This window comes from Pseudomonas sp. RSB 5.4, assembly GCF_037126175.1.
GTDB lineage: Bacteria > Pseudomonadota > Gammaproteobacteria > Pseudomonadales > Pseudomonadaceae > Aquipseudomonas > Aquipseudomonas fluorescens_H.
Genome location: NZ_CP146986.1, coordinates 2,650,458 through 2,676,256, shown reverse-complemented (window position 1 = coordinate 2,676,256; position 25,799 = coordinate 2,650,458). Strand labels below are relative to the sequence as shown.

Annotated in this window: 28 protein-coding genes; 10 read left to right on the top strand and 18 right to left on the bottom strand. The window is 60.7% G+C overall.

Features of this window, described 5'->3' with window-relative positions; translation table 11 throughout:
• Positions 1-77: 77 nt before the first annotated feature.
• The 3 genes from V9L13_RS11960 to V9L13_RS11950 are packed head-to-tail and all read right to left on the bottom strand — an operon-like array spanning position 78 to position 1,116.
• On the bottom strand, positions 78-416 hold the full coding sequence (locus V9L13_RS11960) for a hypothetical protein (protein ID WP_003226737.1): 339 nt from the start codon (positions 414-416) through the stop codon (positions 78-80).
• Entirely contained in the window at positions 413-799 is a 387-nt protein-coding gene (locus V9L13_RS11955) for a phage holin family protein (protein WP_003226735.1), read from the bottom strand. The genes V9L13_RS11960 and V9L13_RS11955 overlap by 4 nt, the downstream gene beginning before the upstream one ends.
• 2 nt (positions 800-801) lie before the next feature.
• Positions 802-1,116, bottom strand: coding sequence for a DUF883 family protein (locus V9L13_RS11950; protein ID WP_003226733.1), 315 nt, complete (start codon positions 1,114-1,116; stop codon positions 802-804).
• Between the two features lie 305 nt (positions 1,117-1,421).
• Here V9L13_RS11950 and V9L13_RS11945 point away from each other — a divergent pair, with 305 nt between their 5' ends.
• Complete coding sequence (locus tag V9L13_RS11945; RefSeq protein ID WP_338802604.1) at positions 1,422-2,630, top strand: ammonium transporter; 1,209 nt, start codon at positions 1,422-1,424, stop codon at positions 2,628-2,630.
• On the opposite strand, the gene V9L13_RS11940 is transcribed toward V9L13_RS11945, so the two are convergent.
• Complete coding sequence (locus V9L13_RS11940) at positions 2,627-4,339, bottom strand: monovalent cation:proton antiporter-2 (CPA2) family protein (protein ID WP_338802603.1); 1,713 nt, start codon at positions 4,337-4,339, stop codon at positions 2,627-2,629. The two genes, V9L13_RS11945 and V9L13_RS11940, sit on opposite strands and share 4 nt — an antisense overlap.
• A 201-nt stretch (positions 4,340-4,540) precedes the next feature.
• Here V9L13_RS11940 and V9L13_RS11935 point away from each other — a divergent pair, with 201 nt between their 5' ends.
• The 3 genes from V9L13_RS11935 (at position 4,541) to V9L13_RS11925 (ending at position 6,231) form a co-directional block, all read left to right on the top strand.
• Positions 4,541-4,777, top strand: a complete 237-nt coding sequence (locus V9L13_RS11935; RefSeq protein ID WP_103519688.1) for a glutaredoxin family protein — start codon at positions 4,541-4,543, stop codon at positions 4,775-4,777.
• A 165-nt stretch (positions 4,778-4,942) separates the two neighbouring features.
• Complete coding sequence (locus tag V9L13_RS11930; protein ID WP_003226726.1) at positions 4,943-5,260, top strand: transcriptional regulator; 318 nt, start codon at positions 4,943-4,945, stop codon at positions 5,258-5,260.
• An 80-nt stretch (positions 5,261-5,340) separates the two neighbouring features.
• Positions 5,341-6,231 (top strand): pseudouridine synthase, encoded by an 891-nt coding sequence (locus V9L13_RS11925; RefSeq protein WP_262141929.1) that lies wholly within the window; start codon positions 5,341-5,343, stop codon positions 6,229-6,231.
• A 76-nt stretch (positions 6,232-6,307) separates the two neighbouring features.
• Here the strand turns inward: V9L13_RS11925 and V9L13_RS11920 are convergent, their stop codons facing one another.
• Both V9L13_RS11920 and mobA read right to left on the bottom strand, forming a co-directional pair.
• Positions 6,308-6,529, bottom strand: coding sequence for a YgdI/YgdR family lipoprotein (locus V9L13_RS11920; protein WP_003226722.1), 222 nt, complete (start codon positions 6,527-6,529; stop codon positions 6,308-6,310).
• 77 nt (positions 6,530-6,606) lie between these two features.
• The gene (gene mobA / locus V9L13_RS11915; RefSeq protein ID WP_262141930.1) at positions 6,607-7,209 is read right to left on the bottom strand and encodes a molybdenum cofactor guanylyltransferase MobA; all 603 of its coding nucleotides are present in this window, start codon (positions 7,207-7,209) and stop codon (positions 6,607-6,609) included.
• An 82-nt stretch (positions 7,210-7,291) separates the two neighbouring features.
• On the opposite strand from mobA, the gene moaB reads away from it, so the two are divergent.
• Positions 7,292-7,831, top strand: coding sequence for a molybdenum cofactor biosynthesis protein B (gene moaB, locus V9L13_RS11910; protein WP_103483814.1), 540 nt, complete (start codon positions 7,292-7,294; stop codon positions 7,829-7,831).
• Positions 7,815-9,041: a gephyrin-like molybdotransferase Glp gene (gene glp, locus V9L13_RS11905; protein WP_338802602.1), complete on the top strand. Its 1,227-nt coding sequence runs from the start codon at positions 7,815-7,817 to the stop codon at positions 9,039-9,041. The genes moaB and glp overlap by 17 nt, the downstream gene beginning before the upstream one ends.
• A gap of 58 nt (positions 9,042-9,099) precedes the next feature.
• Here glp and V9L13_RS11900 read toward each other — a convergent pair whose 3' ends face one another.
• Positions 9,100-9,408 carry a hypothetical protein gene (locus V9L13_RS11900; protein ID WP_177434688.1) on the bottom strand — a complete coding sequence of 103 codons (309 nt, stop codon included), beginning with the start codon at positions 9,406-9,408 and terminating at the stop codon, positions 9,100-9,102.
• A 318-nt stretch (positions 9,409-9,726) separates the two neighbouring features.
• On the opposite strand from V9L13_RS11900, the gene yegS reads away from it, so the two are divergent.
• Positions 9,727-10,644: a lipid kinase YegS gene (yegS, locus tag V9L13_RS11895; protein WP_338802601.1), complete on the top strand. Its 918-nt coding sequence runs from the start codon at positions 9,727-9,729 to the stop codon at positions 10,642-10,644.
• Here yegS and V9L13_RS11890 read toward each other — a convergent pair.
• The 3 genes from V9L13_RS11890 to V9L13_RS11880 all read right to left on the bottom strand — a co-directional run bounded on the left by V9L13_RS11890 (position 10,628) and on the right by V9L13_RS11880 (position 13,139).
• Positions 10,628-11,287: a response regulator transcription factor gene (locus V9L13_RS11890; RefSeq protein ID WP_003226712.1), complete on the bottom strand. Its 660-nt coding sequence runs from the start codon at positions 11,285-11,287 to the stop codon at positions 10,628-10,630. The two genes, yegS and V9L13_RS11890, sit on opposite strands and share 17 nt — an antisense overlap.
• Complete coding sequence (locus V9L13_RS11885; RefSeq protein ID WP_338802862.1) at positions 11,284-12,177, bottom strand: sensor histidine kinase; 894 nt, start codon at positions 12,175-12,177, stop codon at positions 11,284-11,286. Before V9L13_RS11885 ends, V9L13_RS11890 begins: the two co-directional genes overlap by 4 nt.
• 491 nt (positions 12,178-12,668) lie before the next feature.
• Complete coding sequence (locus V9L13_RS11880; protein WP_103483810.1) at positions 12,669-13,139, bottom strand: hypothetical protein; 471 nt, start codon at positions 13,137-13,139, stop codon at positions 12,669-12,671.
• A 454-nt stretch (positions 13,140-13,593) separates the two neighbouring features.
• Between V9L13_RS11880 and V9L13_RS11875 the strand changes: the two genes are divergently transcribed.
• Positions 13,594-14,529 (top strand): chemotaxis protein CheV, encoded by a 936-nt coding sequence (locus tag V9L13_RS11875; protein ID WP_003226705.1) that lies wholly within the window; start codon positions 13,594-13,596, stop codon positions 14,527-14,529.
• Between the two features lie 199 nt (positions 14,530-14,728).
• Positions 14,729-15,535, top strand: a complete 807-nt coding sequence (locus V9L13_RS11870; RefSeq protein ID WP_338802600.1) for an MOSC domain-containing protein — start codon at positions 14,729-14,731, stop codon at positions 15,533-15,535.
• A gap of 72 nt (positions 15,536-15,607) precedes the next feature.
• Here V9L13_RS11870 and V9L13_RS11865 read toward each other — a convergent pair whose 3' ends face one another.
• The 8 genes from V9L13_RS11865 to V9L13_RS11830 form a co-directional block, all read right to left on the bottom strand.
• On the bottom strand, positions 15,608-15,892 hold the full coding sequence (locus tag V9L13_RS11865; RefSeq protein WP_003226701.1) for a pyrimidine/purine nucleoside phosphorylase: 285 nt from the start codon (positions 15,890-15,892) through the stop codon (positions 15,608-15,610).
• A gap of 114 nt (positions 15,893-16,006) precedes the next feature.
• Positions 16,007-16,549, bottom strand: coding sequence for an exonuclease domain-containing protein (locus V9L13_RS11860; RefSeq protein WP_003226699.1), 543 nt, complete (start codon positions 16,547-16,549; stop codon positions 16,007-16,009).
• Between the two features lie 70 nt (positions 16,550-16,619).
• A complete protein-coding gene (locus V9L13_RS11855) occupies positions 16,620-18,581 on the bottom strand; it encodes an acetyl/propionyl/methylcrotonyl-CoA carboxylase subunit alpha (RefSeq protein ID WP_338802599.1) in 1,962 nt (653 codons plus the stop codon).
• 109 nt (positions 18,582-18,690) lie between these two features.
• Entirely contained in the window at positions 18,691-19,488 is a 798-nt protein-coding gene (locus tag V9L13_RS11850) for an enoyl-CoA hydratase-related protein (protein WP_338802598.1), read from the bottom strand.
• Entirely contained in the window at positions 19,485-20,642 is a 1,158-nt protein-coding gene (gene atuD, locus V9L13_RS11845; protein ID WP_003226692.1) for a citronellyl-CoA dehydrogenase, read from the bottom strand. The genes V9L13_RS11850 and atuD overlap by 4 nt, the downstream gene beginning before the upstream one ends.
• Positions 20,643-20,672: 30 nt before the next feature.
• Positions 20,673-22,289: a geranyl-CoA carboxylase subunit beta gene (gene atuC, locus V9L13_RS11840; protein ID WP_262141935.1), complete on the bottom strand. Its 1,617-nt coding sequence runs from the start codon at positions 22,287-22,289 to the stop codon at positions 20,673-20,675.
• Positions 22,290-22,292: 3 nt separating this feature from the next.
• Entirely contained in the window at positions 22,293-23,162 is an 870-nt protein-coding gene (locus V9L13_RS11835; protein WP_338802597.1) for an SDR family oxidoreductase, read from the bottom strand.
• Between the two features lie 12 nt (positions 23,163-23,174).
• Complete coding sequence (locus V9L13_RS11830; RefSeq protein WP_338802596.1) at positions 23,175-24,965, bottom strand: acyclic terpene utilization AtuA family protein; 1,791 nt, start codon at positions 24,963-24,965, stop codon at positions 23,175-23,177.
• Positions 24,966-25,148: 183 nt separating this feature from the next.
• On the opposite strand from V9L13_RS11830, the gene V9L13_RS11825 reads away from it, so the two are divergent.
• A complete protein-coding gene (locus V9L13_RS11825) occupies positions 25,149-25,772 on the top strand; it encodes a TetR/AcrR family transcriptional regulator (RefSeq protein WP_338802595.1) in 624 nt (207 codons plus the stop codon).
• Positions 25,773-25,799 lie beyond the last annotated feature (27 nt).

Here is a 25,799-nt window from a genome sequence, read left to right as displayed (position 1 = left end):
ATAGGCGTGCGGGATTGAACCTCGGGGTGAGGAGGTTCAATCCCGGATATTGCAAGAATGCAGCCAGATACGTCGGTTCAGCGTTTGCCCGAACTCTGCATCACCAGTCTGATCAGCGGCCCGAGGCTGGTGCCCAGACGGATCAGCCGGGTCAACCCGCCGACGCCGCCGCTTTTTGCGCCTTTGCCGGTAATGAAACCCAGCAGGGTGACGGCGGCCACGCCCCATAGCGGCGCATGCTTGATGCCGAAGCCGTCTTGCAGGTTTTGCTTCATCCCCCGCATGCGCTGCAAGGGTTGCAGCACTTGCCCGGCTTCGTGGCGGATTTCCTGACGATGCATTTCCATGCGCAGGCGAATCAGCGCCTTGCGCATTTCCCGGCGCGAGCTGTTGTGTGGCAGTTCAGGCAGGCTCATGGCAACAGGCGCTCCCGATCGTTGGCCAATTCTTCCAGGGTGCCGTGGAAGGGCGAGGATTCATCGAAGACCGCAGCCTTCAGACGCAATCCACAGAACCCCGCCGCCAGGACGTAGAACACGCACAGGCCGATGATCCCGGCCAGGCGATAAGTATCCCAGAGCAGGATCAACACCAAAGCAGACAGGCCGATCAGCAACAGCAATGCAAACACCAGCGCCAGCCCTGCGAACAGCAACAGGCTGACGGTGCGTGCTTTCTGTTCCTGCAGCTCGATGCCGAACAGTTCGACATGGCTGTGCAGCAGGCCGAGAACGGCGGCGCCCAGGCGCCGCGTGGAGGAGGTGGTGCCCGACCCCAGGCCGGATTCGCCGATCGACATGATCAGCGCCGAGTGGCCAGCAGGCCAATCAGGAAGCCCACCCCGGCGGCGATGCCCACCGACTGCCAAGGATTGGCGGAAACGTAGTCTTCGGTGGCGGTGACCGCCGCCTGACCGCGATCGCGCAGGGTGTCTTCGGTCAGCTTCAGGGTTTCCCGGGCGCGCAACAGGCTGTCGTGGATCTGATCACGCAGCTCATCGGCCTGATCACCCGCGAGGGACGCGGTGTGTTCGAGCAACCGTTCGGTATCGGCCACCAGAGTCTGGAAGTCGTTCATCAGGATTTCTTGAGCAGTCTTTGCCTTGATGCTGGCCATGGGTGGATCTCCGTAAGTGACGTCTGAAGCGTTCGAGTATGAGCCTTGCGCGAAGGTTCAGTACAAATGACTGGTACAGCTTTTGCTATGTCGTGGTGCGTCCTGCCGCCGTCGTGCGCTGTTGGCGGGCGTACATGCAGCAAAACCTTAACTCAAATAATCCGGGTTCGTGTCAGGACATCGACCTTGTGCGCCAAAGCGGTTCATCGCAGCGTCGCTGCGCAGACCGACCGGTCGCAACTTGGTGCATGAATTGTCCGCGCGAACCGCTTTGGTGCCTTTTTAGCCTTCAGGTCTGCCTCTTTATGGAAAATCTGCAAAGCGCTGTGGACACACTGGTTCACAGTTCCAACACGTTGTTCATTCTGATCGGTGCGGTGATGGTGCTGGCGATGCATGCCGGTTTCGCCTTTCTTGAAGTCGGCACGGTTCGCCAGAAAAACCAGGTCAACGCGCTGTCGAAAATTCTCAGTGACTTTGCGGTCTCGACCCTGGCCTATTTCTTTATAGGCTATTGGATCTCCTACGGGGTGACCTTCATGCAACCGGCGGCGGTGCTGAGTGCCGATCACGGTTACGGTCTGGTGAAGTTTTTCTTCCTGCTGACCTTCGCCGCGGCGATCCCGGCGATCATCTCCGGCGGGATTGCCGAGCGCGCGCGATTCGTTCCGCAACTGTGTGCAACGGCGCTGATCGTGGCGTTCATCTACCCGTTTTTCGAGGGCATGATCTGGAACGGCAACTACGGTCTGCAGGCCTGGCTGACGGCGCGCTTTGGCGCGGCGTTCCATGATTTCGCCGGATCGGTAGTGGTGCATGCGATGGGTGGCTGGCTGGCGCTGGCGGCGGTATTGCTGCTCGGGCCGCGCAACGGGCGTTATCGCGACGGGCGTCTGGTGGCGTTCGCGCCGTCGAGCATTCCGTTTCTGGCGCTGGGTTCGTGGATTCTGATTGTCGGCTGGTTCGGCTTCAACGTGATGAGCGCACAGACGTTGCAAGGCGTCAGCGGTCTGGTTGCAGTCAACTCGTTGATGGCCATGGTCGGCGGCACGGTGGCGGCGTTGATTGTCGGGCGCAATGACCCGGGCTTTCTGCACAACGGTCCGTTGGCCGGACTGGTAGCGATCTGCGCCGGTTCCGACCTGATGCATCCGGTGGGTGCCTTGGTCACCGGCGCGATTGCCGGTGCGCTGTTTGTCTGGTGCTTTACCGCCGCACAAGTCAAATGGCGCATCGACGATGTGCTCGGTGTCTGGCCGTTGCACGGTTTGTGCGGGGTGTGGGGCGGGATCGCCTGCGGCATCTTCGGCCAGACTGCGCTGGGTGGTCTCGGCGGCGTCAGCCTGATCAGTCAGGTGATCGGCACCGCGCTGGGTGTGTTGGTGGCGTTGCTCGGCGGCTTCGTCGTATACGGTGTGATCAAGGCCTTGCACGGCCTGCGCCTGAGTCAGGAACAAGAGTATTACGGCGCTGACCTGTCGCTGCACAAGATCGGCGCGGTGAGTCAGGACTAGGCTTCCTTGTCATCGGCGCCGGGATAGAACCCGTGCAACAGGCGATAGCGATCGATGCGCACTTGATCGATCTGCTCCTGCACCTGATGCGCCGGCAGGCCGAGCATGATCAAGGCGTGGGAGGCGAGCATCAGGCTCGATTCCAACAGTTCCGGCACCACTTCGGTGGCGCCGGCCGCTTTGAGTTCAGCCCATTGGCTGTCGTCGCGGGTGCGCACCAGAATCGGGATCTGTGCATTGAGCCGGCGCGCTTCCTTGAGAATTCGCAGGCTGACATCGCTCTGATCCACGGCGATCACCAGCAGCCGCGCGCGCAACAGTCCGACGGCGGTCAGCAGGTCGCCGCGTGACGAGTCGCCGTAATGCACCTCGCTTTCGCCGGACGCGGCTTCCTGCACGCGCACCGGATCGTTGTCCAACGCGATATAAGGCTGATTGGCATTGCGCATGAAGCGGCCGATGGACTGGCCGACTCGGCCGTAGCCACAGATCACTACGTGTTGATCCAGACCGGCATTGAGGGCGCTGATTTCCTCGATTTGTGCCTCCTGGTTGGGCTTGCGGTGCAGGCGTGCGGCGATTTTCGGCGCGGCGCGCAACAGCAACGGTGTCAGCAGCATCGAGCAGAAGGTGGCCGCGAGCAGCAGGGCGCCCAACTCGGCAGGGAGCAGTTGGTTCTGTTGCATCTGCGCCATCAGGGCGAAGCAGAATTCCCCGCCCTGCGCCAGGGCCAGGCCGCTGCGCCAGGCGGTTTCATGATCGCTGCCGCGCCACTTGATCAGGAGTGCGACGACCGTGCCTTTGATCAGCATCAGGCCGAGGGTCAGGCCGAGAATCAGCACGCTGTGACTGATGAACAGTTGCAGGTCGATCAGCATGCCGATGCTGACGAAAAACACTCCGAGCAGGATGTCGCGAAACGGCCGGATGTCGGCCTCGATCTGATGGCGATAGTGGCTCTCGCCGAGCAGCATCCCGGCCAGAAATGCGCCAAGGGCAGGGGACAGGCCCAGCAGGTGCGTCAGCCATGCGGTCAGCAGCACAATCACCAGCGCCAGCAGCACGAACAATTCCGCCGAGCGCGACGCGGCCACTTCATGGAACAGCCGTGGCAGCAGCCAGCGGCTGGCCAGCAACAGACCGAAAAACAGCACCACGGTCTTCACCAGCGTCAGCGGCAAGGCCCAATACCAGGCTTGCGCGCTGCTCCCGGCGAACACTGGCACCAGGGTCAGCAACAACACCGCGACCACGTCCTGAAACAGCAAGACCCCGACTGCGTTCTGCCCGTGGCTGCTGAACACTTCGCCCAGGCTGCTCAACTCCTTGGTGACAATCGCCGTCGACGACAACGACAGCCCGGCGCCGAGCAACATTGCCGGGGCCAGCGGCATGCCCAGCAGGATCAGCACCAGCCCGAGCACCCCGGTGCTGAGCAATACCTGCTGACTGCCCAGGCGAAACACTACCTGGCGCAGCGCGATCATTTTCGACAGGGAAAACTCCAGGCCCAGTGAGAACAGCAGGAACACCACGCCCAACTCGGCCACGTCCGGCAGGTGTTCGCTCTCGTTGACCCAGTTGAACGCGGTCGGTCCCACCATCAGGCCCACGCAGAGATAGCCCAGCACCGGCGGCAAACGCAGGCGGCGGAACAGGGCAATCATCACCAGGGATGAGGCGAGGATGATCAACAGGTTGGCAAACACAAGACACTCCGATGTCAGGCTCAGGCTTCTCAAGCGTAGAGGCAAAAAGCCCGAGAGCATCGGCTGATTGGCTTTTCCGTGGACTGATTTGCGTCAGGGTTTTGCGTGTTTCCCGCCGTGTTCGGGTCTTCGGGCAGCAGTCGCTCGACGGGTTTTCGAGGCAGGCCTAGAATGAACGCTCACTTTTCCGGTTGAGCGATCATGCCTCCTGAATGTCAGTTGTTCGGCACCTTGGGATGCCATTTGTGTGAGTTGGCAGAGGCCGAGTTGATGCCTTTTGTCGAGCACGGTCTGCTGGTCGAACTGGTGGATATTGCCGACGATGAATCCTGGTACGAGGCGTACAGCCTGCGGATTCCGGTGCTGCGCCGTGTTGATAATGGTGCGGAGCTGAGCTGGCCGTTCAATGCCGATCAGGTAGTGGACTTCCTGAGCTGAGCCGTCTGTTCGCTGACGCGCCACGGTTTCCGCTGGTCGTGACCGGGCATCCTTCCCTTGGCACTCTAGGGTTTATTCGGTTACTGTATGTTCATACAGTAATTGGAAAGGCCTGCTGCTTTTGATGACGTGAGCAGGTGAATCCGGCAGTCAGAGGGACGAACCGTGGTCAATGTCGAACAGTTGAAGAACAGCGTGAACCGGATGTCGGTTGACGTAGTGCGCGAGGCGGTCCTCGAACTGCGCCTGGACGGTCTGGTCACCGAGGGCAAGACGCCGTTCAACAAACTGCATTTCAACACCTGTTTTGCCGAGATCGAGGCGCTGTTCCAGCGTGCCGGTTATCACAAGCAACTGGATGTTGTCGGTTATCAGGGCTTGCTGTACGCCTTGTATGACCCGGGGCGCTGGGAGGCGGTCGATGTGCTGCGCTGGCTCAAGGAGTTCACCGAAGCGGCGGCGCTCAAGTCGATTCCGGCCTGAGCGGGCCGCAGATTCTGCGCTAGGTTCGTTGCGCTCAGTGTTGGATAATGCCGGCCTGCATTGAGGGTTCGAATTTCCGTATGTCCACACCAACATTTTCCGCTGCTCAGAATCAGGCCAGCACCCTTTACCTGCCTCCGGGTGCGTGGCTTACCGTGCTGGATTGCCTGTGTGAGCATTTCAGTGCAATCAGCCGCGAGCAATGGCTGGACAGAATCGCCCGGGGCCGGGTGCTGGATGGTCAGGGGCAGCCGATTGCGGTGGATCTGCCGTACAAGGAAGGCCTGCGCATTCACTACTTCCGCGAAGTGCCGGATGAAAAGCCGATTCCGGTGCTCGAGTCGATCCTGTACGCGGACGAGCATCTGGTGGTGGCGGACAAACCGCATTTTCTGCCGGTGACACCGGCCGGTGAATACGTCGAGCAGACGTTGCTGCGCCGTCTGATCCGTCGCCTCGATAATCCGCATCTGGTGCCACTGCACCGCATTGACCGGCACACGGCGGGGCTGGTGATCTTTTCCGCCAACCCGCAAACCCGCTCGGCTTATCAGTCGTTGTTCCCGACCCGGCAGATCGATAAACGTTATGAAGCGATCGCCCGTGCGCTGCCGGAACTGGAATTTCCCCTGGTGCACAAAAGTCGCCTGATCGACGGCGAACCGTTCTTCCGCATGCAGGAAGGCCCAGGTGTCGCCAATACTGAAACGGCGGTGGAAGTCCGGGAAAAGAATGGTGATCTGTGGCGCTACGGCCTGTACCCGGTGACGGGCAAGAAGCATCAGCTAAGGGTGCATATGACCGCGCTAGGGGCGAGTATCTGTAATGATCCGTTCTACCCGGATGTGTTGAAAGACGTTGAGGATGACTATGCCAATCCGTTGAAGCTGTTGGCACAGGGGCTGCGGTTTGTCGACCCGGTGACCGGCGAAAAACGCGAGTTCGAAAGTCAGATCACCCTGCAGTGGTGACGCCATTCACTTTCCCGCTCCCATGAAAAAGCCCGCATTAATGCGGGCTTTTCTGTATCCGGTGTCGACGTAAAGCTTACAGCTCTTTAACGGTACGAACCTGATCCTTGTTGATGCGGGTCTCTTTGCCGTCGAGTTGTTTGAACTCGTAGAAGCCCGAATCTTCATCGTATTTCGGGGTGTCGACGGCCTGGATTTCGCGACCGTCATTCAAGGTGATCACTGTTGGCGACGAGCAACCAGCGAGAGTTGCCAGGCCCAGTGCGAGCATGAAAGTGGCGAGGGTCCGTTGAGTCATGGGTGTGTCTCCGAATGGGAATACTTTGGTTACTGAGCTTGAGACGTGTACAAGGCGTGAGAGTTCCTTGAGTGCTGTCAGTCTGACACAGTGTTATGCGCATTTAACAGTTCGGGGGTGTTCAGGTTGGCCAGTCGCGGGTCATTGTCGGGGCATTGCAGGGCCGTCGCGCCGAGGTTGCGCATGACCCGGCCAGGGCTGCGTTCGCCGGTATTCCAGGCGGTTTCGAACACGGGCAGCAGCGCGACCGGAATCACACACAGCAGCGGTTCCCAATGGTCATCGTGACGCAGCATTAAAGGTTTCTCAGGAAACCGGCCCGCGGTTTCACGCATGTCCTGCAGCAGTGCAGCGTCGATTCGCGGCACATCGCAGGGCAGCACCAGCAAGTGCGGCAGGCGGGCGGCTTTGAGTCCGGCAAGGATACCGGCCAGAGGACCGGGAAAATCGCCCTCTTCATCGCTGACCAATTGATCGGCGTACGCGGCATAACGCTCACGATTGCGATTGCAGGAGATGATCAGATCGTCAGTCAGCGGCCGGACCTTGCGCTGCAAGTGCGCAATCAGCGGCTGACCCTGCCACTCGATCAGCCCTTTGTCCTGGCCACCCATGCGCTGGCCGCGTCCGCCTGCCAGGAGCAAAATGGAACAAGGTGGCAATGGCGTATTCGAGGTCATGGCAGCTCTCCAGCAGGGCGGCGAAAAATTCGGGCGCTGTGATATAACACCGGGCTGTTTCTCCTACAACTGGACGAGCCTAATGAAAGCCAAGGCCGATGTACCTTTTGCACCGCTGAACATTGCGGTGCTGACTGTCAGCGACACCCGAACCCTGGAAACCGACACATCAGGCCAGGTCTTCGTCGACCGTCTGACCGCTGCCGGCCACCGTCTGGCCGAGCGGGTCCTGCTCAAAGATGATCTGTACAAGATCCGCGCGCAAGTTGCCCACTGGATTGCCGAGGACGTGGTGCAGGTTGTGTTGATTACCGGCGGCACCGGTTTTACCGGGCGTGACAGCACGCCTGAAGCCATAGCTTGTCTGCTCGACAAGCAGGTTGACGGATTCGGCGAACTGTTCCGCCAGATCTCGGTGGCTGATATCGGTACGTCAACCGTGCAGTCGCGAGCACTGGCCGGTCTGGCCAATGGCACGCTGGTGTGCTGCCTGCCAGGTTCAACCAATGCGGTGCGTACCGGTTGGGACGGGATTCTCGCCGAACAGCTGGACTCTCGTCATCGCCCATGCAATTTCGTACCTCACCTGAAACAGGCGGCGCCTTGTGAATCCCGTGGGTAAGCCGGGCAAGACTGGCAGTCTGATGCCTGTCGAGGAAGCGCTGGCCCGCCTGCTGGAAATGGCTGACGCTTCGCCGATTGTCGAGCGCGAGTTTCTGCCGTTGGCTGAAGTAGAGGGGCGGGTGCTGGGCAACGACCTGATTTCGACTCTGGATCTGCCGCCCTGGCCAAACAGCGCCATGGACGGTTATGCCCTGAATCTGGCGGACTGGACCGGCGAACCGCTGCCGGTCAGCCAGAAAGTATTCGCCGGGCAGGCGCCTGAGCCATTGAAGCCCGGTACCTGCGCGCGGATCTTCACCGGTGCGCCAGTGCCAGCCGGGGCCGATTGCGTGGAAATGCAGGAGAACGCCGATGTTCTGACCGACGGCAGCGTGCGCTTCATCGAAACCATGAGTGTCGGTCAGAACATTCGCCCGCAGGGGCAGGAAACCACTGTCGGTGAGTTGATCCTGGCGGCAGGTACCCGACTGGGACCGATCGAGCAAGGTCTGGCGGCGTCGCTGGGGTGTGCCGGCCTGAATGTTGTACGCAAGGTGCGAGTCGCGGTGCTGTCCACCGGCGACGAACTGGTCGAGCCGGGTCAGCCGTTGGGGCCGGGACAGATTTACAACAGTAATCGGGTGGTGTTGTGCAGCTGGTTGCAGCGCCTGGGTTGTGAGGTGATTGATGCCGGCATTCTTCCGGACGATCTGGCCACTACGCGGGCGCGTTTGGGCGACTTGCGGGATGTCGACCTGATTCTGTCGACCGGCGGCGTTTCGGTGGGCGAAGCGGATTTTCTTGGCATCGCGTTGAGGGAAGAGGGCGAGCTCGCGCTGTGGAAACTGGCAATCAAACCGGGCAAACCGCTGACCTTCGGGCATTTTCGCAAAGTGCCGGTCATCGGCCTGCCGGGTAACCCTGCTTCGACGCTGGTGACCTTTGCTCTGCTCGCGCGGCCCTATTTGCTGAGGCGTCAGGGCGTGCAGGATTCAGAACCTCTGAAGTTTACGGTGCCGGCAGGCTTCGTCTGGCCAGTGGCCGGCAATCGGCGCGAATACTTGCGCGGTCGACTCGAACAGGGGCGGGCAGTCATTTACCGCAATCAAAGTTCCGGTGTGCTGCGCAGTGCGGCCTGGGCGGATGGCCTGGTAGAAGTGCTGGAAGGCCGTACGCTGGTAGAAGGCGATGAGGTTGGGTTCATTCCATTGAGCGACCTGCTCGGCTGATCCGCGCCTGGTGACTGCAGGCTCGACCGATACCGAGTCGATGCCTGCATTTCTTCCGTCAATGGCTCATCAGTGTGACCAACTGATCGAACCGGCTGTTGGCAACCCATCCCAGCAGTCCCAAGACCACCGCCGTAGCACCCGCCGAATAGGCGAGACGGTGCTTGATGGTCTTTACATCCCCGCGGACTTCGTCCATATCGCGACGAATGTATTTGAGGTGGGTTTCCAGTTCGGTCACGCGCGGTTCCATATCAACTTCTCCAGCGGTTCTGGCGTTTTTTTTGAAATCGGATTTGTGACTGGTGCGACTTTCACCGAGAGGGACAATCGGACTAGTTGGAATTTTGGCTTCATGGCTGGACATGGAAATGTCCATCGGCTGTTTCAAATGTAAGCGCGCTGGCCTTCCCGTCATTCCAATTGTCACCAGCACCGAGGGTGTATCCACTCATTACCTGCACGTCCTTGTGTTGTTAAATCGAAGATTGATACCACCTGCACACGGTGAATCAATGATCGAGTCTGGTCAATTGAGCCGATTCCTCACATATCGTAAGAAAAAATACCGCTGTGTAGGACTGCAACAGGCAATCGTTTGAATTAAATGGGATTGCCATGGCTTTTTTGCGGGTGCCAGAGGTCAAGATGTTTCATACCGATTCAACCGTGGGGAGTGACCGTTATGAGTGAGCGCAGGGCGCTGTTGATTTTGCATGGCAAGCAGGCACTCAATGAGGCGGTGCGCGCCGCCGTCGAAGCAAAGCGCGAGCAGGGCTGGGAGTTGGCAGTGCGTCTGACTTGGGAGGCCGGTGACGCTCAGCGCCTGGTGGAGGAGGCGCTGGCAGGCGGCTATCGGCAGATCATCGCCGGGGGTGGTGATGGTACGTTGCGGGATATCGCTGAAGCCCTGGCGGCGCATTCGCACAAGGCCAGTCTGGTGCTGTTGCCGCTCGGGACGGCCAACGATTTTTCCCGCGCGGCGGGGATCCCGCTGGAGCCGGCCGAGGCACTTGAACTTCTCGATGTACCGCCGCGTGATATTGATCTGGGCGAAGTGGGCGGGCAGATTTTCCTCAATATGGCCACCGGCGGTTTCGGTAGCCAGGTGACGGCCAATACGTCCGAGGATCTGAAAAAAGTGTTGGGCGGGGCCGCCTATCTGTTCACCGGCTTATCGCGCTTCAGTGAGTTGCACGCGGCCTATGGCGAACTGCAGGGGCCAGACTTTCACTGGCGTGGCGAGCTACTCGCGCTGGGCATCGGCAACGGCCGCCAGGCGGGCGGTGGACACGTATTGTGCCCGCAGGCGCTGGCGGATGATGGCCTGTTGGACATCAGCATTCTGCCCGCTCCACAGGAGTTGGTGGGCACGCTGAAGAATCTGCTCAGCGATGGTTTCGGCCTCGATAACATGTTTGTGCGCGCCCGCTTGCCCTGGGTTGAAATCAAGGTCGCCGAGGGCTTGAGCATCAATCTTGACGGCGAGCCGCTGACAGGCGAAAGCCTGCGCTTCGAGGCCCGTCCGGGAGCATTGCGGGTGCACTTGCCCGAGCATTCGCCGCTGTTGGGCAGTGCCCGCTCGATCAGTCGTCCAGGCTGATGATCTGCTCACGTACCGCGAACAGTACCAGGCCCGCCACGTCGTAGATCTGCAGGCGTTTCATGATCTGCGAACGATGGGTTTCGACTGTCTTGATGCTCAGCCCCAGACCGTTGGCGATTTCCCGGGTGGATTTACCGCGGACGATCAACCGCAGGATCTCCAGCTGGCGTGCCGTCAGGTTGTGCGAGTCGGCCACTTCCGGCTGGTTTTTCTGCGTGCGGGTCAGCGCCTGGTTGATCACGGTGTGGGCGATCGCCGGGCTCAGGTAGCGTTCGTTGTTGCGCAGGGCTTCGAGGGCATGTTCAAGCTCGGTGGCCGTCGTGTCCTTGAGCAGATAACCGTGCGCCCCGGATTCCAGTGCCTGCATGATCAGCGCCGGATCGGTATGCATCGACAGGATCAGTACCTTGCTTTGTGGCCGCACGCGCTTGAGCCGTTGCAGGGCTTCCAGGCCTCCGGTTTCCTTCATCGAGATATCCAGCAACACGATATCGGGCACCAGTTGCTCGACCATTTCGAGCAGCTGCGAGCCATCGCTGGCTTCGCCAACGACCGCGTAACCGGGAATGTCGAGCACCAGAGCACGCACGCCGGCCCTGATCAGCGAGTGGTCATCCACCAGAAGTAAGTTACAAGTCAACGCATAACCTTATTCGTACTGGCCCGCTCGAGTGCACGGGGCGCCCAGGGGAATAGTGCTTCGATTTGAGTACCTTTGCCCGGCTCGCTGATGACGTTCAGCGTGCCGCCCAACTGCTCGATCCTTTCGGCCATCCCGGCCATGCCGCGCTGTCCTTCCCGCCCCGGATCCGCAGCAGGCGCAAACCCTTGGCCATCGTCGCTGATCAACAGCGTCAGGCCTTGCGGCAGTCGTTGCACGCGGATCAACAGGTTGCTGGCCTGCGCGTGACGCAGAATGTTGGTGACCGCTTCCTGGGTGATGCGAAAGGCGGCGACTGCCATTTCTTCGGGAATCCCGTTGAGCCGCTGCTGGCAATCGAGGCTCCAGTGCACCGGCGTGTTGGCCAGAGTCTTGAGCAAGTGCGCACGCAGACTGGCCTCCAGCCCGAGGCTGGTCAGTTGGCGCGGATTGAGGATGGCCGACACGTCGCGCACCTTGTTCAGGGTTTCCTCAAGGGTGTCGCAGAGTGTCGAGCATTGCTCTTGCAGGTCTTGCGGCAGACGTCTTTTCAGCCATTCGCTTTGCAGCTTGGCCGCCGTCAGCAACTGACCGATATCGTCGTGCAGTTCGCGGCTGAGCCGGTGCCGTTCGTTTTCCTGGACTTCCAGCAAGCGGTCGGCGAGCTCCTGAGGCTGGAACTTGATCGATTTGCGTGACAGCCGATATTGCACCCAGACACAAGCGGTGGCGGCGATGTTCAACAGCAGCAGACCGAGTGAGAGTGGCGCCGCAAAACCATAGGTCAGCAAGCTGCCAACGGCTGCGCTGACACACAATATGAGAGTGAACCGGCGTGCATTTTCCCGGGAGGGTGGCCATGTGGTGATTGACTTGAGGCTGGCGTACATAACGGATGGAGCCAATAGATGTTCGCTGCGGGCAGACCGGCCGGTGGCGGGCGGATCTCTGTCTGAAAATGCTGTCAATTATGTTATTGATTTTAACCGGGGTCAGTGAACGACATTTGACCGCAAACTTCGATGGATGCCTGTCACTGAATCACTGTGCCATTAAATTGAAAGCAACTAATGGCCGGCATAATACCACTTAAGATACCGTTGGTCGCGTTTGCCATATATGTCCATTGAGTCATGAAAGAGGCCATGTTGGACGTGAGTTCCATAATGGAAAAGCCGATTTATTGTGTTCGATAGATTTCGATGTTGCTCGAAGTTGATCGTTACACGGACACAGGCAAACCCTGAGGCCGCAGGAAAATTTCCGCTGGTGTCAGGTGTGATTATTTAATTCGGTTTGTCGCTGGCAGGTATGAACTATTCAATTGCGACATTCAGCGGTGCGGATCAGCTATCTGGATTCGTGCAATTTCAGCACTGAATCAGGCCTGCCGTTCCGAATAAGACATGAGTGACAACGGTTGAGTCGCAAGTGACGGCTGAAATTCGCCTTGACCTACCTGGAACGCGAAGGCTTCGATCAGGGAGGTCTGTTCGCTGGCATCCAGGCTCAACTGGCCAGTGTTCTGATCGACCAGTTCGATTTGCCAGGCCATCAGGGTGAAACAGTCTTTGAGCGCATCAAGAGCCTGTGCATGCAGGTCGATATGTTCCGGCGCGTGGTCGAGCAGGCTGTGAATATGCAGGGAAAACTCGGAGATCGCCTCCAATGCCAACGCTTCTGCACGGCTCGCTAGCTTGAGCAGGGTGCTGCGCATGCAGTCGATGGCGTCCTTGTCGTTGCTGATCAGTTGCAGGTGGCTCAGGCATTCTTCGGACTTGGCCAGGAGTGTTTCAGCTTCGACGAGAAATTCGGGGAAGCGTTGTGCCCAGTCTTTGCGGTCGATTGGCATGCTTATCTCCACAGCGTCATGTCTGATGAGGGAATGCCGTGTGTGTCGACGATCATGAATCGTCGGGAGATCGCGCCCCACCGTGCAAGTGCACTGGCTGAGGTTTTCCAGAGGGTAAGGTTCCACTGACCTGCGATCGCACACAATAGCCTGACTCCGTTCATGCAATGAGAATGGCGTCACATTAATGGCTATTGGATATTGCGAACATCAGGTTGGGCCTGATTGTTACTAGGGGATTCCCTTACACGCGGGAACCTGTGACGCCAACCGTGGTCGCGCCAGAAGAAAATGTAGCAGATGAAAACACCGAGCCAGTAAACCATGATGTTAATGTGACATCAATGCCTGAGTATGGCATTTTGATACTGATTTCTGTGGGGATCAAGAATCGCCATAAACAGCCGATAACCCCTCAATAGTGAATTCATCAGAACAAGCCCAGGAGTCATTGATGGCCGGCATTCTCGACACGGTAGACCAACGCACGCAACTGGTGGGTGAGAATCGCCTGGAAATTCTCATGTTTCGACTGGCCGGACGCCAATTGTTCGCGATCAACGTGTTCAAGGTTCAGGAAGTTCTGCAATTGCCGAAGCTGACCCTGATGCCGCAGCGCCACCCGTTTGTCTGCGGCGTGGTCAACCTGCGCGGCCAGACGCTGCCGGTGATCGACCTGTCCCAGGCGATCGGCATGCGTCCGCTGGTGCCGGGCCCGAACAGCACCATCATCGTCACCGAGTACAACCGTTCGGTGCAGGCTTTCCTTGTCGGTGGCGTGGATCGCATCGTCAACATGAACTGGGAAGCCATTCTGCCGCCGCCGACCAGCGCCGGGCGCCAGCATTACCTGACCGCGATCAGCAAGGTTGACGATCAACTGGTGGAAATCATTGACGTCGAGAAAGTCCTCGCCGAGATCGTCCCGTACAACGCCAAGGTCTCGCGTGACAAGCTCGACGATCCGGTGCTGGAACGTGCCCGCGGCCGCGAAGTGCTGCTGGTGGACGACTCCAATGTGGCGCTGTCGCAACTGCGCGACACCCTTGGCCAGCTCGGGGTGAAGATGCACATCGCCAGCGATGGCCTGAAGGCGCTGAACATGCTCAAGGCCTGGGCCGATACCGGGGTGAACATGACCGACAAACTGCTGATGGTGTTCACCGACGCGGAAATGCCGGAAATGGACGGCTATCGCCTGACCACCGAGATCCGCAACGACCCGCGCCTGCGTGGCCTGTACGTGGTGCTGCACACCTCACTGTCCGGCAGTTTCAACGACTCGATGGTGAAGAAGGTCGGCTGCGACAACTTCCTCTCCAAGTTTCAGCCGGACAAACTGGTCGATGTGGTGCGTCAGCGCCTGATGCTCGATGAAGTGCCAGCCTGACGAAACCCTGTAGCGAGGGGATTTATCCCCGATGGACTGCGCAGCGGTCCCGCTTCTTGATTCAGGTGGGGCCGCTTCGCGCCCCATCGGGGATAAATCCCCTCGCCACAAAGTTATCTTTTCAGGGGGCGCGCATCTGCCTTTGATTCACGGATAAAGCTCGTATAGGGTGGCTTTTTTGCCCATCAGGAAGCTGGACATGCTGCGTCTGAGTGCGCTTTATCGTTACCCGTTGAAATCCGGCAAGCCCGAGATTCTGCAATCGATTGGCCTGGATAAACTTGGCCTGGAAGGTGACCGACGCTGGATGCTGGTAGACGAGGCCAGCGGCCGCTTCCTGACCCAACGGGCCGAAGCGAAAATGAGCCAGCTGTCGGCGCTGTGGAATGCGCAGGGCGGTCTGACCCTCAGTGCGCCTGACCACACCGCGCTGGATATCCCGTTGCCCGAGGACGATGCCGAGCTGCGCGGCGTGACCATCTGGCGTGACACCCTGCGCGTGCCGGATGCCGGTGATGCAGCGGCCCGCTGGGTCAGCGATTTCATCGGCAAGCCAACCCGTCTGGTGCAGGTGCCACTTGATCGCGCGCGCATGACGCAGGCCGGTTACGGCCGCGAGGATGATCAGGTGGCATTTGCCGACGGTTTCCCGCTGTTGCTGATTGGTGAGGCGTCGTTGCAGGATTTGGTGCAAAAGGTCGGACGACCTCTGGAGATGTTGCGTTTCCGGCCCAATCTTGTGATCGAAGGCAGTGCGGCGTTCGCCGAAGATGGCTGGAAGCGCATTCGCATCGGCGCTGTCGAATTCCGGGTGGTCAAGCCGTGCTCGCGCTGCATCCTGACCACCATCGATCCGCAGACCGGGGAGCGCAGTGCCGATCGCGAACCGCTGGCGACCTTGCAGAAGTATCGCGCTCAGGCCGATGGCGCGATGTTCGGGCAGAATCTGGTCAACGACAGCAATGGTCGACTGGAAGTCGGTATGCCGGTGGAAATCCTCGAATAATCAAGGCCAGAAATGAAAAATGCCCGTGTCCATGGACACGGGCATTTTTTTGCACCGGGAAAAGCCGTGGGCCTAGCCGCGGTATTCGCACAGGTAGGCGGTGTCAACGGCGACTTTCAGCTGGAACTTGCTGTTGGCCGGCACGTTGAATTGGCTGCCGGCAGCGAAGGTTTCCCAGTCGCTGCTGTCCGGCAGTTTGACGGTCAGTGCGCCGGAGACCACGTGCATGATTTCGCGCTGAGCGGTGCCGAATTCGTATTCGCCCGGGGCCATGACGCCGATGGTCGCCGGACCTTCAGCGGTGCCAAAAGCGATCGACTTGACGGTGCCGTCGAAGTACTCGTTGACTTTGAACATGGGCGATTCCTCTTGAATGGGACTTAAAAGGGTTAAAAAGGGCCGGCCAGTATGCACAAGGCTCCCGGCGCCGTCACCTGCCCGGGGCGTGTCCGGCGAGTTCTCGCCCTGACTTCAGAGTGGCAAGACCAGCGGCAGCAACCGCGCGGTGTTGCGCGCATCTTCCAGGGCCCGATGCTGTTGACCGCTGAACTGCATGCCGGCCAGTTGCAGCGCGCCATTCAGGCCCAACGGTCGTTCCAGTCGCCGCGCCTTGGCAAAGCGCTGTTTGAGGTTCATGTGCTGCACCCGGCTCAGTACGCTGTCGAGTTGCAGGCGTTGCCACTCCTGGAGCAATTGCTTGCGGTCGTAATCGCCCCAACTGGCCCAGCCCTCGAGGCGCGTCTGGTGTTGCCCGAGCCAGCGTTCGAACGCCGGCCAGACCTCGCTCAACGGCTGCGCGGCGTCGATGTTGGCCTGGGTGATGTGCGTAAGTTCCCGACAGAACGGCGTCAGCAACGGCCGCCGGGTCGGTTTGACGAACCGCTGAAAGTGATCCTGCTCGCGACCGGCACGATCGACCAGCGTCGCGCCGATTTCGATGATTTCCATTTCCGTAACCGGCCAGCCACCTTCATCTGTGGTGGCTTCCAGATCAATGACCAGCCAATGGGGCATCGCAGGTTTCCTGATTTACGCGTCCTGATAGATCAGAGCGTAGTCAAACCTCGCGTTTGCGCCTGGCGACTCACTCGACCTGCAACAGAACCTGACGATTTTTTACCTGATCGCCGACCTTGACCTGCACCCGCTTGAGCACGCCGTCGATGCCGGCCTTGAGCGGGTGCTCCATTTTCATTGCCTCCAGCACCACCAGCAACTGACCCTTGCTGACCGTGCTGCCTTCGCTGACCAGCACGTCGACGATGGCACCGTCCATCGGCGCCTTGAGTGTGCCGGAGCTGACGCTGCTCTGACTGCTGATGAGCGCATGAGTTCGATCCTCCAGGCGCAGGCTGCCGGGGTGGGTGAACAGCCAGAGTTCTTCACCATCGACCCGATAGGCGTGACGCTGGCGCAGGCCGTCGACTTCCAGCGTCACAGCGCGCTCGTCGCAATCGATGACGGTCAGCGCCAGCGCGCGCTGCATCACGTTCACGGTGAATCGGCCAGCGCCGTCCGCAAGCAGCTGCAAGGTCCAGTCCCGTTCTTCCACACCGAGACGGAAATTGAGCGGCACGCCGGCATTGTTGCGCCAGCCCTTGAGTGGCGCACGATGCGCCCGCGCGCCAGACTGATAAAACAGCACGGCGGCGATGGCCAGTTCCTCCGCACCGGGGGCGTAGGCGTGCAGGCAAGGGTGGTCAGTGAAGTGCTGAGCAATGAACGCGGTACTGAATTCGCCGCTGATGAACTGCGGATGTTGCAGCAGGCTGACCAGCAAACGCTGATTGGTCTGCACGCCGAGCAGCACGCTGTCCTGCACCGCGCGCAACAGTTTGCGCCGCGCTTCTTCGCGGGTGGCGCCGTGGGCAATCAGTTTGCCGAGCATCGGGTCGTAGAACGGGCTGACCCACTGACCTTCGCGCAAGCCGTGATCGATCCGCGCACCCGGAGTGACTGCCGGTTCCCAAGCCTGGACACGACCGGTCTGCGGCAGGAAACTCTGCGTCGGATCTTCGGCATACAGACGCACTTCCATGGCGTGGCCGTTCAGCGTGATCTGTGCCTGAGTCAACGGCAGCGGCTGCCCCTCGGCGACGGCCAATTGCCAGGCGACCAGATCCTGCCCGGTGATCAACTCGGTCACCGGATGCTCGACCTGCAGACGCGTGTTCATTTCCAGAAAGTAGAACTGCCCACGGGCATCGAGCAGAAACTCGACGGTGCCGGCACCGACGTAATTCACCGCTCGGCCAGCCTTGAGCGCCGCTTCGCCCATGGCCTGGCGCAACTCGCGGGTCATCACCGGGCAGGGTGCTTCCTCGATGACTTTCTGATGGCGGCGCTGCACCGAGCAATCGCGCTCGCCGAGGTAAATCAGGTTGCCGTGGTGGTCGCCGAACAGTTGCACCTCGACGTGCCGTGGTTCGATTAGCGCTTGTTCGAGGATCAGTTCATCACTGCCGAAACCGTTCAGCGCCTCGGAGCGGGCGGTGCGCAATTGCGCCGGCAACTCCTCGCTGCTGTGCACCAGGCGCATCCCGCGTCCACCGCCGCCAGCGCTGGCCTTGATCATCAGCGGGTAGCCAATGCGCTCGGCCTCGCGCAGCAAGGTGGCGTCGTCCTGCGCGGCGCCTTGATAGCCGGCAATACACGGTACGCCGGCTTCGAGCATGGCGATTTTCGACAGGCGCTTGCTGCCCATCAGTTCGATGGCGTCGGCGCTGGGGCCGATAAAGGTCAGGCCGGCTTCTGCGCAGGCGCGGGCGAACCCGGCGTTTTCCGAGAGGAAGCCATAGCCGGGATGAATCGCGTCGGCACCGCTGCGGCGGGCGGCGTCGAGGATCGCCGCGATGTTCAGATAGGACTGTTGCACCGGTGCGGCGCCGATGTTCACCGCTTGATCGGCCATCTGCACGTGCAGGGCATTGGCGTCGGCATCGCTGAATACGGCAACGGTTCGATAGCCGAGGGCCTGGGCGGTGCGCTGGATGCGGCAGGCGATTTCACCGCGGTTGGCGATCAGGATTTTGTGGATGGCGGGCATGGCTGTTCCCTCGGAATTTGCGGTGTTGGTGCTGGCCTCTTCGCGAGCAAGCCCGCTCCCACATTTGGAATGCGTTTCGTCTGTGGGAGTGAGCCTGCTCGCGATGCTTTTAAAGGGCCCACTTCGGTTTACGTTTTTGCACAAAAGCCAGGGTGCCCTCGATCCCTTCGGCCCCGGTCACCGCTTCGCTGAACCACCGCGCCGCTTCATCCAGCAATTCACTCGAAGGCTGCCCGGCACTGGCCAGCAGCAGCTTTTTGGTTGCCGCGTTCGCTTCGGGCGCGCAGCACAGAACATGGTCGATCACTTCATCGAGGCGTTCGGCCAGCGCTTGCGGATCCTGCTCGACAAAATGCACCAGCCCCAACCGCCGGGCCTGATGGCCATCGAAGCGCGCGGCGGTCAGTGCCAGACGGCGAGTCTCGGTCAGGCCGATGCGTTGCACCACGAACGGAGCGATCTGCGCCGGTAGCAAGCCAAGGCTGGTTTCCGGCAGACCGAACTGTGCTTGATGGTCGGCCATTGCGATATCGCTGACACATGCCAGCCCGAAACCACCACCGAGCACTGCGCCCTGTAAAACGGTGATCAGCACTTGTGGTGCGTCCTGAGCTTCTTGCAGCAGGGCTCCAAAGGCGCGGTTCAACGCGCGGTAGGCGTCGGCCCCTTGGGCACGGGCATTGGCCATGTCCTTGATGTCGCCACCCGCACAGAAATGCCCACCGGCACCGCTGAGGACCAGAGCGCGAACCCCGCGGTCATCACGCACTGCCGCCAGCACCGCACGCAGTTCGCTGACCATTTGCAGGCTCATCGCATTGCGGCTTTCCGGGCGATTGAGGGTGATGTGCAGCACGCCGCCGTGCTGTTCCAGCAGCAGCGTCTGGCAGTCGGGCAGGGCGCTCATTTCTTTTTCCCCGGCAGGATGCCCATCAGTTTGCAGATGATCCCCAGCATGATTTCGTCGGCGCCGCCACCAATCGACACCAGCCGCACGTCGCGATAGGCGCGGGCCACCGGGTTGTCCCACATGAAGCCCATGCCGCCCCAATATTGCAGGCAGCTGTCGCTGACTTCACGACCGAGGCGTCCGGCCTTGAGCTTGGCCATCGACGCCAGACGCGTGACGTCCTGACCTTTCACATATTGCTCGGTGGCCTGATAGACCAGCGCCCGCAGGCATTCGATTTCGGTCTGCAACTCGGCGAGGCGGAAGTGGATCACCTGATTGTCGATCAGCGCGTTGCCGAAGGTCTTGCGCTCCTTGCAGTACTCGATGGTGCTGTCGACGCAATATTCCAGACCCTTGATCATGTTCGCCGCGCCGAACAGGCGTTCTTCCTGGAACTGCAACATCTGCATCATGAACCCGGCGCCTTCGTGGCCGATGCGGTTGCGCTGCGGCACACGCACGTTATCGAAAAACACCTGCGCGGTTTCCGAGCTGCGCATGCCGAGCTTGTCCAGGTGCGAGCTGAGGCTGATGCCCGGGGTGTTCATCGGCACCATGATCAGCGACTTGTTGATGTGCGGCTTGTCGTCCGAGGTGTTGGCCAGCAGGCAGATGAAGTCGGCACTCGGTGAATTGGTGATCCACATCTTGCTGCCGTTGATCACGTAGTCGTCGCCGTCCTTGCGCGCGCTGGTCTTGAGCCCGGCGACGTCGGAGCCGGCACCGACTTCCGAGACTCCGATGCAGCCGACCTGCTCGCCGCTAATCGCGGGGCGGAGGAATTCGTCGCGCAATTCATCGGAGCCGAAGCGGGCCAGCGCCGGGGTGCACATGTCGGTCTGCACGCCGATCGACATCGGAATGCCGCCGCAGTGGATGGTGCCAAACTCTTCGGCGGCGACAATCGAATAGCTGTAGTCGAGGCCCATGCCACCAAATTTTTCCGGTTTGGAAATCCCCAGCAACCCGAGGTCGCCGGCCTTGCGGAAAATCTCGTGGATCGGAAAGCGCCCGGCCTGTTCCCATTCATCGACGTGCGGGTTGATTTCGTGCTCGACGAATTGGCGGACGGTGCGGCGCAGTGCTTCGTGTTCCGGGGTGAAGATCATTTTTATTGTTCTCCTTGGGATCCGTTGCAATCAGAAGCGGCTGACGCCGAAGCTGTTGGGTTGCAGCGTGCGGATGTCGGCTTCATGGCAGATATCCAGCAGGTATCCGAGCAGGGTGCGGGTATCGCGTGGGTCGATCAGACCGTCGTCCCACAGGTTGGCGCTGCCGTAGAGCGCGGTGGACTGGCTGTCGAGTTTCTGCGCGGTGACCTGTTCGAGCATGTCGAGCATTTTCGGGTCCGGTACCAGTCCCTCCTTGAGCTGTTTGGCCTCGGTGACGATGCGCAGAACCTTGCCGGCCTGCGCGCCGCCCATCACCGCGGTGCGGCTGTTGGGCCAGGCAAAAATGAAGCGTGGATCGAGACCGCGTCCGCACATCGCATAGTTGCCGGCACCGTAGGAGCCGCCGACGACAATCGTCAGTTTAGGCACTCGCGCATTGGCCACCGCTTGAATCAGTTTCGAGCCGTGTTTGATCACGCCTTGCTGCTCGGACTCGGTGCCGACCATGAACCCGGTGGTGTTATGGAAAAACAGCAGCGGCGTCTGGCTCTGGTCGCACAGCTGAATGAACTGCGCGGCCTTGCTCGCCCCGGCGGGGGTGATCGGGCCGTTGTTGCCGATCAAACCGCAGGCGCGACCATGGATTTTCAGTTGGCCGCAAACGGTGTGTTGATCGAACTCGCCCTTGAACTCAAGGAACTCAGATTCATCGGCAATCCGCGCAATGATTTCGCGCACGTCGTAGGGCTTTTTCGGGTCGTCGGGGATCAGTCCGAGCAGTTCGTCGATCGGGTACAGCGGCGCCTTGTATTGCGGCTCGGGCAGCCACGGCAGTTGCTCGTTCCACGGCAACATGCGCAGGATCTCGCGCACCAGCCGCACGCCATCGGCATCGTTCTCGGCCAAGTACTCGGCGGTGCCGGCGACCTGCGCGTGCATCTCGGCGCCGCCCAGCTCTTCATCGGTGGCGACCTCGCCCGTCGCGGCTTTGAGCAGCGGCGGCCCGGCAAGAAACAGCTTGGCCTTGCCGCGTACCACCACCACGTAATCCGACAGCCCCGGTTGATACGCGCCACCCGCCGTGGCCGAACCATGCACCACGGTAATTTGCGGCAGGCCCATGGCTGACATGCGCGCCTGATTGGCAAAGCTGCGCGCACCCTCGACGAAAATCTCCGCGGCATAGTTGAGGTTGGCCCCGCCGCTCTCGGCCAGGGTGATCACCGGCAGTTTGTTTTCCTGGGCGATCTGTTGCAGGCGCAGGGACTTTTTCAGGCCTGTCGGGGAAATGGTGCCGCCCTTGATCGCGCTGTTGTTGGCCACCACCATCGCGCGTATGCCGGACACGTAACCGATGCCGGCAATCAGGCCACCGCCGGCGGCGCTGCCGTCCTTGTCGTCGTGCAGTTTGTAGCCGGCCAGGCTCGCCAGTTCGAGGAACGGTGCGCCGGGGTCGAGCAGCAGATTCAGGCGTTCGCGGGGCAGCAGTTGCCCGCGCTTGTCGAATTTGGCCTTGGCTTCGGCAGCCTTGTTCAGCAGGTTCTGTTCCAGTTGCTGGACGTGCTCGATGGCCGTGAGCATCGCCGCCTGATTGCGAGCGAAGGCCTCACTGTGCGGATCGAGTTGGGACTGGATCTGCGGCATGGCTTACTCCTTGTCCTTGAGGACGTCGGGCAAGTACGCCCGATGGAAACCGTTGAACGACTCGCTGTGGCTCGCCTTGTGCAACGGCCATGCGCGGCTGCCGAGACTGGCCGCGCCATCGATTTTCAAGGTGCTGCCGCTGATGAACGCCGCCGCCGGACTGAGCAGGAAAACGATCGCCGCACTGACTTCCGATTCGGTACCGATGCGCTTGAGCGGCACATGTTCGCGCAGGGTCGGGATCACTGCTTTGAACGCGCCTTCATAAGTGTCCATGCCGCTGGATGCGATCCAGCCCGGCGCCACTGCATTGACCCGCACCCCGGCGTAACCCCATTCGAACGCGGCGGTCTTGGTGAAGTTGTCCATCCCCGAACGTGCCGCGCCGGAATGGCCCATGCCGGGCATGCCGCCCCACATGTCGGCGAGCATGTTGACGATGTTGCCACCGTGCTTGCTCATCGACTGGTTGAACACTTCCCGGGCCATCAGGAAGCCGCCGACCAGATTGGTCCGCAGCACGGTTTCGAAGCCTTTCTGATTGATCGAGGCCAGTGGCGACGGGTACTGGCCGCCGGCATTGTTGACCAGACCGTGGATCGGCCCGTGTTCGGCGATCAACTCAGTGACCAGTTGTTTCACCGCTTCCTCATCACGGATGTCGCAGGCTTGCCAGTGTGCGCGGCCACCGTCTTCGGTGATTTCAGCGGCGACCTTTTGCAGTTTTTCCGGCTTGCGCCCGACCAGCAGCACATTGGCCCCGAGCGCCGCCAGTTCATGCGCGGTGCAGCGCCCGATGCCGCTGCCGCCACCGGTGACGATGATGTTCTGGCCGCTGAACAGATCTGCACGGAAAATTGACTCATAAGCCATGACGCGAATCCTCTAGTCGAGCTGTTCGGCGATGCTCTGCGGCACCGGGATCTGGATTTCCAGCAACTGCTGGGCGAAGGCCTTGCCCTGTGGATCGATACGCAGACTCGCGACACCGCCACCACCGAGGGCGTTTTCCAGCAGGAAATTCAGGCTGTGGGTGCCGGGCAGGTACCAGCGCTCGACCCGGCCATGAATCGGGTCGAGCACGTGGCTCATCCAGTCGACAATCACTGCCGGGGTCAGCGCTTCGGCGATCCACGGCAGGTATTCGGGGCGGCGCGGCAGGACGCCGATGTTGCTGTGGTTGCCCTTGTCGCCGGAGCGCGCCACCGCCAGTTTCACCAAGGGTACACTGGCGTCGGCACGGCCCTGGGGTTTCGGTGGCTGGTCGGGGGTTGGCAGATCGTGGCTGTCGAGTGGTGTTTGCGCGGGCAGGGCGCAGGGGTGCTGTTCACCGGCCATATCGACTTGCAGGATGCAGACGTTTTTATCGATCAGGAACGAGAACATGCGAATCAACGGATATACCGTCGGCCGTCCGCCGACGATGCCGGTCAGCCCCGGAGCCATGCCGGTGGCAGCCTGGGCGATTTCCCGGGAGAACAGGATCAGCGCCGGTTTCAGTGGATGGCGCACCGCGAGTTTGATCACCACCTCGCGGCTGTCACGGCGCTGGCCGTGAGGGCCGTAAGTAGATTCGCTGCCGAGCAGTTCGATGTCGACTTCGCTGTACGCTGGCCAGCCGCGTTGGCTGAACATTTCCGAGGTCTTGTCGATGATCGCCTGGCTGACGCGCCGCGCCTTGTCCACCGCATCGATACCGGCGATCAGGCAACTGGCGGTGCAGCGGAAACCGTCCGGCCAGGTCGCGCTGACCTTGTATTTGTCGCTGGGCGGCAGACCTTTGGCGCCGTGGACGTGCACGGTGTTTTTGCCTTGTTGCTGCAGTTTGACCTGAGTGAAATCGCAGACCACATCCGGCAACAGATACGCCTGCGGATCACCGATTTCATAGAGCATCTGCTCGCCAACCGTCAGCGGCGTCACCAATCCGCCGGAGCCTTCGGGTTTACTGACGATGAACTGGCCGTCGGCGCTGACTTCGACGATGGGGAAACCGATGTGTTCGTAATCCGGCACGTCGCGCCAGTCGGTGAAGTTGCCACCGGTGCATTGCGCGCCGCATTCGATGATGTGCCCGGCCAGCGCGGCCTGGGCCAGTTTGTCGTAGTCGTGCCACGCCCAGCCGAATTCATGCACCAGCGCCGCACTGACCACCGCGCTATCGACCACGCGCCCGGTGATGACGATGTCGGCGCCCAGGCGCAGGGCTTCGACGATGCCCGGTGCGCCGAGGTAGGCGTTGGTCGATACGCACATCGGCGGCAGCGGCGTGCCGTTGAACATTTCGTGGATGCCTTGGGCGGCAAGTTGCTTGAATTGCGGTTGCAGGTCATCGCCGAGCAGCACGGCGATTTTCAGCTTGACCCCGGCCTTGTCGCAGGCGGCTTGCAGGGCGGCGGCACAGGCTTTTGGATTGATCCCGCCAGCATTGCTGATGACGCGGATTTTCTGTTCAGCCAGTTGCGGCAGCAGCGGCGCGAGTACTTCGACGAAGTCCCCGGCGAACCCGGCCTGCGGGTCCTTCATACGGGCGCCGGCCATGATCGACATGGTGATCTCGGCCAGGTAATCGAACACCAGATAATCCAGCTGTCCGCCGGCCACAAGTTGTGCGGCGGCAGTACTGGTGTCACCCCAGAATGCGCTGGCGCATCCGATCCGAACGGTGGTGGGCATTTTTATCTCCGACTCAGGAACCTGCGACAGAAGTGTCTGGAGGCTACCAAGCAAGCGCTTGGTTTGTAAACCACTGAAATATCTTCTGCCCAAGCGCTTGCTTGGTTGCGGCCCGCGGCTTAAATTGCGCGCAACCCTGCGTGTTCAGGGGGCAACAGACTGATCGACTGTAGGAGAGAACGGGTGGACGAGCAAAAAGCCCTGAGGGTCATGCGCGAACTGGTCGACCAGGGCCAGTTGACCGACCCTGACAGTGCCCGCGGCAAACTGCTGCAAGTAGCGGCTCACCTGTTCCGCAACAAGGGCTACGAGCGCACGACGGTGCGTGACCTGGCGGGGGCGGTGGGGATTCAGTCCGGGAGCATTTTTCATCACTTCAAAAGCAAGGATGAAATCCTCCGTGCGGTGATGGAGGAGACCATCCGCTACAACACCGCGTTGATGCGCGCCGCGCTGGCCGAAGCCACCCATGTGCGCGAGCGGGTTCTGGCGCTGATTCGCTGCGAATTGCAATCGATCATGGGCGGCAGCGGCGAAGCCATGGCGGTGCTGGTCTACGAATGGCGCTCGTTGTCCGAAGACGGTCAGGCCCGGGTGCTGGACCTGCGCGATGTCTACGAGGACATCTGGCTGCAGGTGCTGGGGGAAGCCAAGGAGGCCGGTTTTATTCGTGGCGATGTGTTCGTTACCCGACGTTTTCTCACCGGCGCGCTGTCCTGGACCACCACCTGGTTCCGTGCCGGCGGCAGCCTGAGCCTCGATCAGTTGGCCGATGAAGCGCTGATTCTGGTGCTCGAAGAGCGTTAACCCACTTTTCTATAAGGTCGGGAAACT

Bases quoted from the DNA above. Each gene is read 5' to 3' on its own strand.
- V9L13_RS11880 (WP_103483810.1), bottom strand. From the start codon at position 13,139: ATGCCAATCGACCGCAAAGACTGGGCACAACGCTTCCCCGAATTTCTC.
- V9L13_RS11900 (WP_177434688.1), bottom strand. From the start codon at position 9,408: ATGTCCAGCCATGAAGCCAAAATTCCAACTAGTCCGATTGTCCCTCTC.
- V9L13_RS11860 (WP_003226699.1), bottom strand. From the start codon at position 16,549: ATGCCCCATTGGCTGGTCATTGATCTGGAAGCCACCACAGATGAAGGT.
- V9L13_RS11875 (WP_003226705.1), top strand. From the start codon at position 13,594: ATGGCCGGCATTCTCGACACGGTAGACCAACGCACGCAACTGGTGGGT.
- atuC (WP_262141935.1), bottom strand. From the start codon at position 22,289: ATGCCGCAGATCCAGTCCCAACTCGATCCGCACAGTGAGGCCTTCGCT.
- V9L13_RS11870 (WP_338802600.1), top strand. From the start codon at position 14,729: ATGCTGCGTCTGAGTGCGCTTTATCGTTACCCGTTGAAATCCGGCAAG.
- mobA (WP_262141930.1), bottom strand. From the start codon at position 7,209: ATGACCTCGAATACGCCATTGCCACCTTGTTCCATTTTGCTCCTGGCA.
- V9L13_RS11945 (WP_338802604.1), top strand. From the start codon at position 1,422: ATGGAAAATCTGCAAAGCGCTGTGGACACACTGGTTCACAGTTCCAAC.
- V9L13_RS11835 (WP_338802597.1), bottom strand. From the start codon at position 23,162: ATGGCTTATGAGTCAATTTTCCGTGCAGATCTGTTCAGCGGCCAGAAC.
- V9L13_RS11960 (WP_003226737.1), bottom strand. From the start codon at position 416: ATGAGCCTGCCTGAACTGCCACACAACAGCTCGCGCCGGGAAATGCGC.
- yegS (WP_338802601.1), top strand. From the start codon at position 9,727: ATGAGTGAGCGCAGGGCGCTGTTGATTTTGCATGGCAAGCAGGCACTC.
- V9L13_RS11955 (WP_003226735.1), bottom strand. From the start codon at position 799: ATGTCGATCGGCGAATCCGGCCTGGGGTCGGGCACCACCTCCTCCACG.
- moaB (WP_103483814.1), top strand. From the start codon at position 7,292: ATGAAAGCCAAGGCCGATGTACCTTTTGCACCGCTGAACATTGCGGTG.
- V9L13_RS11830 (WP_338802596.1), bottom strand. From the start codon at position 24,965: ATGCCCACCACCGTTCGGATCGGATGCGCCAGCGCATTCTGGGGTGAC.
- V9L13_RS11935 (WP_103519688.1), top strand. From the start codon at position 4,541: ATGCCTCCTGAATGTCAGTTGTTCGGCACCTTGGGATGCCATTTGTGT.
- V9L13_RS11850 (WP_338802598.1), bottom strand. From the start codon at position 19,488: ATGAGCGCCCTGCCCGACTGCCAGACGCTGCTGCTGGAACAGCACGGC.
- V9L13_RS11885 (WP_338802862.1), bottom strand. From the start codon at position 12,177: ATGTACGCCAGCCTCAAGTCAATCACCACATGGCCACCCTCCCGGGAA.
- V9L13_RS11855 (WP_338802599.1), bottom strand. From the start codon at position 18,581: ATGCCCGCCATCCACAAAATCCTGATCGCCAACCGCGGTGAAATCGCC.
- V9L13_RS11950 (WP_003226733.1), bottom strand. From the start codon at position 1,116: ATGGCCAGCATCAAGGCAAAGACTGCTCAAGAAATCCTGATGAACGAC.
- V9L13_RS11865 (WP_003226701.1), bottom strand. From the start codon at position 15,892: ATGTTCAAAGTCAACGAGTACTTCGACGGCACCGTCAAGTCGATCGCT.
- atuD (WP_003226692.1), bottom strand. From the start codon at position 20,642: ATGATCTTCACCCCGGAACACGAAGCACTGCGCCGCACCGTCCGCCAA.
- V9L13_RS11925 (WP_262141929.1), top strand. From the start codon at position 5,341: ATGTCCACACCAACATTTTCCGCTGCTCAGAATCAGGCCAGCACCCTT.
- V9L13_RS11920 (WP_003226722.1), bottom strand. From the start codon at position 6,529: ATGACTCAACGGACCCTCGCCACTTTCATGCTCGCACTGGGCCTGGCA.